Origin of the sequence: Alkalibacillus silvisoli (assembly GCF_039521975.1) — a bacterium.
GTDB lineage: Bacteria > Bacillota > Bacilli > Bacillales > Alkalibacillaceae > Alkalibacillus > Alkalibacillus silvisoli.
The window spans coordinates 58,287-65,461 of record NZ_BAAACZ010000016.1; the positions used below are offsets into that span (position 1 = coordinate 58,287).

The following is a 7,175-nucleotide window of genomic DNA, read 5'->3' on the forward strand; positions in this document are numbered from 1 at the left end:
ACACTCCTCTTTATTTAACAGCCCCATCTGTAACACCTTTTATAATCGCTCTTTGAGCAAAGAAGTAACCAATAATGACTGGTAGAATTGCTAAAGTAAGACCTGCCATCGCAAGGTGCCATTGTGTAGTGTATTGACCAAAGAAATAGAACATTCTTAAAGGAATCGTCTCACTACCAGGGCTATTTATTACTAGAGAAGGTAGTAAGTAATCGTTCCAAATCCAAATAGTATTTAGTATTCCAACGGTGACAGTGATGGGCTTTAACATAGGGAAGATGATATACCAAAATATTTGAAATTTATTTGCCCCATCAATTCTCGCTGCTTCATCTAAAGTTTCCGGGATGTTATTCATTGCCCCGTGATATAAGAAGATAGACAAGCTAGAGCCAAATCCTAAATACATAAAAATTAAGCCACCGCGGTTTAATAAATCGACTTCACCGAAAAGGGAAACTAATGGAATCATAACAGATTGAAACGGGATTAGCATCGCAGATATGAATATGAATAAAATGACTGTGCTTACTTTGCTTTTAGTTCGTGCTAAGGCATATGCTGCCATTGCTGAGAAAAAGATAATAATAATAATACTTAGTCCAGTAACTAACAATGAGTTGAATAAAGTTTGTAAGAAATTCATTTCATGAAATGCTTCAATGTAGTTACTGAAATCAAGGGAGGATGGCAAGTTTAATGTTCCTTCAAATAGCTCACGCTGTGATTTAAATGAGTTAACGAACATTAAGTAAAAAGGCGCGATCCATATTAGCCCGAGTAAAACTCCAAGAAGTTCTAAGCGCCACTTTTTCCATTTCATTACATCTGCACCTCCCGTTTCTTACTAAAGTAAACTTGAACTAGTGTAATGGCTGCTACTACGATGAAGAAAATAACTGCTTTAGATTGAGCGTATGCAAATGAGTTTTGAACGAAAGCAGTATTGTAAATTTCCATCGCTAACATTTCAGTCGAATTGTATGGACCACCATCTGTTAAGGCTAAGTTCTGATCATATATCTTAAACGTATTAGATAACGTTAAGAACATACTAACAGTAAATGCTGGTGCTACAAGCGGAAACACAATATGACGGAATCGTTGCCATGCTGATGCACCATCTATGTGGGCAGCTTCAATTAACTCTTTTGAAACGCCTTGTAAATAAGCAATATAAATTACCATTATATATCCAGACATTTGCCAACTCATTAAAATGACTAATCCCCAAAATCCTGTTGTAGTGGTAGCTAGCCAACCTTGCATAGCTTCAATTCCAAACGCTTGACCGATATTGGCAAATACTCGAATGAATATGAACTGCCAGATGAAACCTAAAATTAAACCACCGATAAGGTTTGGCATGAAGAAAACGGTTCTTAATAAGTTGTTTGTCTTTATTTTAGATGTCACGATTAATGCTAATGACAAACCTATAATGTTAATCAAGATTACACTGGCTACTGAAAACTTGATTGTGAACCATAAAGAGTTGATAAAACGTTGATCTTGTAAGGCGTTAATATAGTTTTGAAAACCGACAAAATCCCCTGTCGTAATACCATTCCATTCTGTAAAGGAATAATATGTACCAACACCAAGCGGTATAACAACAACTGTCATCAGTGCAAATAGAACAGGTGTTAGAAATAACCAGTATGATAAATCTTTCGTACGCACAATGATCTCTCCCTCTTTTAGCCTGAAAATGAAACAAAGTAGCAAAGCTGCTACTTTGTTTCAATCCTAGCTCTTTACAGCTTATTCTCTAGAGGACTTCCAAGCTTCTTGTGTCTCTGAGATAATTTCGTCCCAGCTAGCTTCTTCACTTAAGTATTTTTGAATTAAAGCACCTAATTGGTCTTCACCCCAGCCAGTTGGGTACCCCATAAACACCCAGCCAATTGTCTGGTCATTCTCAGAGTACTCATAAATTGTTTGGGATAGTGGGTCATTAATGTCTTCTACATCATAACCGTCATATGCAGGGATAAAGTTAAAGTCATTTACAACAGCTTCCTTGCCTAAGTCAGAAGTGTATAACCAATCTAGGAAATCTTTAGAAGCTTCTACAACTTCTTCATCTAAATTTTCATTAACAGCCCAATACATTGGAACGCCTACTGGTAGTAACCCTTCTTCATAACCTTCAACTGGAATAGGCATTATATCAGTATGTTCATTAGCAAATTCTTCGTCAATTCCTGCAATTGAAGGGTATACCCAGTTACCTTGTTGAATAATTGCTACTCGTTGTAATGAGAATAGTTCTTCAACTTGCTGTGAATAGTCTAAACTTACAGTTGGTTGTGCTGAGTATTCGTTTTGTAAATCAACAATGGATTTATAAGCTTCACTATATTCAAATTCTACTTCATTAGCTTCATATGCATCCATTACATTATGATCAAATTCAGGTGCTAAAAATGTGTTAGATAAGTGTAAGCCTGTTACCCACGCCTCTCCACCTGGAAAAGCAAATACAGCATCTAAACCTAACTCTTCTTTTTGAGCATCAAGTGTTTCTACAGCATCTACGAGATCATCAAAGCTATGGATTGACTCAACATCAATTCCAGCTTCTCCAAATATACGTGTATTATAAATAAAGCCGTAGCCTTCTTGGTTGTAAGGCAAACCATAAATTCCATCATTCGAAGTCACACCATCTAATGTACCTGGTAAAGCGGCATTAGCTGATTCAGTTTCAGATAAATCTGCTAAGTAGTCAGACCAATCTTCAACATCTTGCGGGCCACCAACATTGAAGATTGACGGCTCATTACCTGAGTTAAAGCGTGAGCGTAGAGCTGAACCGTAATCTTCACCACCACCAACAGTTGTAATGTTAATGTCAACACCTGGATTTTCCTCTTCATAAGTCTCAGCAAGTTGCTGAAACTCTTCCCTAAATTCTACTTTGAATTGAAATACGTCTACTTCTACTTGATCGTCGCTTGAACCTTCGTCACTGCCACAACCAGCAAGTAAAGTTCCTATTAACATAACTGAGCCTAACAACCCGGTACTCCATTTTCTCAACTTCATTGAAATAAATCCCCCTAAATAAGTTGGTTGTGAAAACGTTTGCACAAAACTGTAAAAAAATTGCACGAAAACGCTTTCACATCTGTTAACTGAAATAATACCATAGTGAAAACGTTTGCGCAATGAGTTTTTTTAATTATCTAAAACTAATAAACTAGCTCCTAGCATACCTGCTTCATTCCCAAAATTGGCTGTTTTAACATCAATTGGATTTAATATATGGTCATTCAATTGCTCTTTTAAAGTCTCAAACCAATATTCTGCGGACTCTGATACACCGCCACCAATTACAACACAGTCCATATCAAAAGTTGCTTGTAGAGAGCTAATAATGACAGCTAAATCAAAAGTGAATGCATTAATAAGTTCTTTAGCTTTAGGATCTTTGTCTGCATTTAGAAATAATTCTCTAGGTGAATATGGAAGGTTAGCTTCTTCAATTCGTCGTTTAAGGGCTGTTCCTGAAACATATTGTTCAAAACACCCATTATGACCACAAGGGCAAGGGTGACCATTTGGATATAAAATCATGTGACCAATCTCAGCTGCCCCCCCATTTGGTCCGCCCGAGACGATATAATCATCTAAAATAATTCCGCCTCCAAGCCCTGTACCTAAAGTTAAACAGACAGTTCGCTCGTACTCTTTAGCTGCGCCAATCTTTGCTTCAGCTAAAGCCGCAACATTAGCATCGTTATCAACTCGGACTAGTTTTCCAGTTGCTTGTTCAAGTTGTTTTTTTACTTCAGTTCCAGACCATCCAGGTAGCAAATCAGTCGCATAAACAACACGTCCTCGTTTTGAATCGACAAACCCATGTGTTCCAACTCCAATTCGTTCTACATCAGGGTGTTTCTCTAAAACGATTTTGATCTCTTTTTCTAGTGCATCATAAAGTGGAAAAGTTGTTGGGACTTGTTTATCTAAATGAACATTCAAATCTTCATCAACAATTCCCATTCTAATTTTTGTCCCGCCAATATCAACACCTAATACTTTCACGTGTCATCCCTCCAGTTATCAATGTTTATAAACAATGGACTCGTAAGGTCGCAATTTTATTAACTCATTTGATACTAAATCTTCGTAATTTTGAATTAAAACATCCCCCTTAGGATCGTCGTTGACTACAATAGTTTGATCACTAAAATTGCAATAAACAGTGAGTGTTCGACCTTCCTCTTCTCTTTTATAGGCAAATAAGTTCGAATGTTCACGGTGAATTAATCTGAACTTGCCTGTTGTTATTAAGTCTACTTCTTTTCTTAGGCTGATCAAATGTTTGTAGTAACTATAAATTGATTGTTTATTATTTAAATCGCTCTCAACGTTAATATGAGTGAAATTAGGATTAAGTTTAATCCAAGGTGTGCCTGTCGTAAAACTTGCTTGTTTTTTGGCTGTCCATTGTATTGGTGTTCTAGCGTTATCACGACTAACGTAGTGCACTTGGTCGAGTAGATCACTTTCGGAAGTTCCTTTTTTCTTCTTTTCTTCAAACATATTAAGTGTTTCGATATCTTTATACTCATTGATCGTTGGGAACTTAACATTCGTCATCCCAATTTCTTCACCTTGATAAATATATGGTGTTCCTTGAAGAAAGTGTAGACAAGTTGCAAGCATAGTTGCTGACTCATAACGGTAGTTTGTGTCATTACCGAAACGTGATACGACTCTTGGCTGATCATGATTATTCCAATACAAGCTATTCCAGCCTATATCATATAAGGCGTGTTGCCACTTTTCCAGATTTTCTTTTAAATCTGTTAAGTTTAACGGTTTGTAATCCCATTTTTCCTCTGGTCCATGGTCTAAGTCCATATGTTCAAAAGTAAAAATCATATTAACTTCACGGTTGTAAGGGTTTGTGTAAATTTGTGCATCTTCCGGTGTTGTTCCAGGCATTTCACCAACCGTTACACAATTGTAATGCGATAACACTTCATCATTCATTTCACGTAAAAACTCATGAATACGTGGTCCGTTCATGAAATAGGTACTTCCATCACCATTCGGCCCGTCTGGTAAACCAGGGTGTTTAGAAATGAAATTAATTACGTCCATACGAAAACCGTCTACCCCTTTTTGTAGCCACCAATGCATCATATCGTAAATACGCTGCCTTAGTTCAGGGTTCTCCCAATTTAAGTCCGGTTGTTTTTTACTAAATAAGTGTAAATAATATTTGCCTTTTTCCTGGTTATACTCCCAGGCAGAACCACCAAAAATAGATTGCCAGTTATTTGGTTTTTCTCGCCAAATATAATAATCTTCGTGATCCTTAAACCATTGGTGTTCATCTGATGTGTGATTAACAACTAGGTCCATCATTAACTTCATGCCGCGTTTATGTACTTCATCAAGTAATTGATCAAAGTCTTCCATCGTTCCAAACTCAGGGTTAATACTGTAGTAATCACGAATATCATATCCATTATCATCATTCGGTGAGTCATATATAGGGCTCAACCATATTAAGTCAATTCCTAACCCTTTTAAGTAATCTAGCTTTTCTATAATACCTTGTAAGTCACCGACCCCATCGCCGTTTGAATCGTTAAAACTACGTGGGTAGATTTGATATACCGTTGCTTTTTTCCACCATTCTTGCATGTTAAAGCTCCCACCCTTTTATGTTAGTAATTAATAACTAATTTATCATAGAAGTGGTTATTGTAAATATTAAAGGTAAAACTGTTTCGTAACTTCTTCATTTGTATATAAATAATTATGTGGTTTCAAAAATTTTAAGAAATTAATTTATTCATGGTGGTGTATTAATGTTAAACTATTGTATATGTAGAAATTCGAGGGAAAAGGAAGTCTAATATGGATGAAAACAATATAACTCGACTTGATTTAGACGGGAAAGAAGTCATTGTGATCGGTACGGCGCACGTATCTAGACAAAGCGCAGAACAAGTTAAAGATGTAATTGAAGCCGAACAGCCAGATTCTGTTTGTGTTGAATTAGATGAACAGCGTTATCAGTCGGTACGAGACGGCAACAAGTGGAAAAACATGAACATATTCAAAGTCGTCAAGGAAAAGAAATCGACATTGCTCTTAATGAATATGATGATTTCTTCATTTCAAAACCGTGTAGCGAAACAATTTGGCATTAAGCCAGGTCAAGAAATGATTCAAGGGATTGATTCTGCTGAAGAAGTAGGAGCAGATTTAGTATTAGCTGACCGTAATATTCAAACGACCTTCTCAAGAGTTTGGCGAAGCATCGGATTGAGCGGGCGAGCTAAGTTGATGTTATCTGTGTTTTATAGCATTTTTAATCGTGAGACCATTTCAGAAGAAGAGCTTGAAAAAATGAAGCAACAAGACATGTTAAACTCTGTTATGCAAGAGTTTACAGAAGCGTTCCCTAGATTAAAGAAGCCTTTAATTGATGAGCGTGATCAATACTTAGCACAGAAAATTAAAGAAGCACCGGGAGATAAAGTGGTGGCTGTATTGGGTGCTGCACACGTTCCAGGGGTTAAAAAAGAAATTTATAAAGAACAAAGCATAGAGCAACTCTCGACTGTTCCACCAAAATCAAAAGCACCAAAAGTGATTGCTTGGGCGATTCCGATTATCATCCTATCTATAATCGCTTATACATTTATGAATAACCCAGAAGCGGGATATCAACAAACACTCAGCTGGATTATATGGAATGGGTCTATGTCAGCTTTAGGTGCTGCTATTGCTTTAGGGCATCCATTGACTATATTAACCGCCTTACTAGTTGCCCCGTTAAGTTCATTAAACCCAATGCTAGCTGCCGGTTGGTTTGCTGGTATCGTGCAAGCCTATATTCGCAAGCCGAATGTGTCAGATTTTGAAAATATATCAGAAGACGTATTATCAGTTAAGGGTTTTTGGCATAACAAAGTAACCCGAATTCTGTTAATCGTCGTCTTAACGAATATTGGTAGTTCATTAGGAACATTTATTGGCGGAGCTGATGTAATCCGTGTGTTTATAGAGAATTTATAACGTGACATAAATAAAGCATGCTGTTTAACAACCAACAGCATGCTTTATTTATTTTGGGCTCTACAATATTTGTTGGGGTAGAGACACAATTCAGAGTGAGGTTTTGGATGGCGGCCGTTGGCGTC

6 protein-coding genes are annotated in these 7,175 nt (G+C 37.0%); 1 reads left to right on the forward strand and 5 read right to left on the reverse strand.

The annotated features are described in order from the left end of the window. Positions 1-10: 10 nt before the first annotated feature. The 5 genes from ABDZ63_RS10235 to ABDZ63_RS10255 form a co-directional block, all read right to left on the reverse strand. On the reverse strand, positions 11-823 hold the full coding sequence (locus tag ABDZ63_RS10235) for a carbohydrate ABC transporter permease (protein ID WP_343783421.1): 813 nt from the start codon (positions 821-823) through the stop codon (positions 11-13). After that, positions 823-1,683, reverse strand: a complete 861-nt coding sequence (locus tag ABDZ63_RS10240) for a carbohydrate ABC transporter permease (protein ID WP_343783422.1) — start codon at positions 1,681-1,683, stop codon at positions 823-825. Before ABDZ63_RS10240 ends, ABDZ63_RS10235 begins: the two co-directional genes overlap by 1 nt. An 81-nt stretch (positions 1,684-1,764) precedes the next feature. Next, on the reverse strand, positions 1,765-3,051 hold the full coding sequence (locus ABDZ63_RS10245; RefSeq protein WP_343783423.1) for an ABC transporter substrate-binding protein: 1,287 nt from the start codon (positions 3,049-3,051) through the stop codon (positions 1,765-1,767). 132 nt (positions 3,052-3,183) lie between these two features. Beyond that, entirely contained in the window at positions 3,184-4,053 is an 870-nt protein-coding gene (locus tag ABDZ63_RS10250; RefSeq protein ID WP_343783424.1) for an ROK family protein, read from the reverse strand. Between the two features lie 18 nt (positions 4,054-4,071). Further along, positions 4,072-5,667, reverse strand: coding sequence for a glycoside hydrolase family 13 protein (locus ABDZ63_RS10255; RefSeq protein WP_343783425.1), 1,596 nt, complete (start codon positions 5,665-5,667; stop codon positions 4,072-4,074). A gap of 216 nt (positions 5,668-5,883) precedes the next feature. Here ABDZ63_RS10255 and ABDZ63_RS10260 point away from each other — a divergent pair, with 216 nt between their 5' ends. After that, positions 5,884-7,050, forward strand: a complete 1,167-nt coding sequence (locus tag ABDZ63_RS10260; protein WP_343783426.1) for a TraB/GumN family protein — start codon at positions 5,884-5,886, stop codon at positions 7,048-7,050. The last annotated feature ends 125 nt before the right edge of the window (positions 7,051-7,175 follow it).

Coding starts and splice junctions, on each gene's coding strand:
- ABDZ63_RS10255 (WP_343783425.1), bottom strand. CDS start 5,667: ATGCAAGAATGGTGGAAAAAAGCAACGGTATATCAAATCTACCCACGT.
- ABDZ63_RS10260 (WP_343783426.1), top strand. CDS start 5,884: ATGGATGAAAACAATATAACTCGACTTGATTTAGACGGGAAAGAAGTC.
- ABDZ63_RS10235 (WP_343783421.1), bottom strand. CDS start 823: ATGAAATGGAAAAAGTGGCGCTTAGAACTTCTTGGAGTTTTACTCGGG.
- ABDZ63_RS10245 (WP_343783423.1), bottom strand. CDS start 3,051: ATGAAGTTGAGAAAATGGAGTACCGGGTTGTTAGGCTCAGTTATGTTA.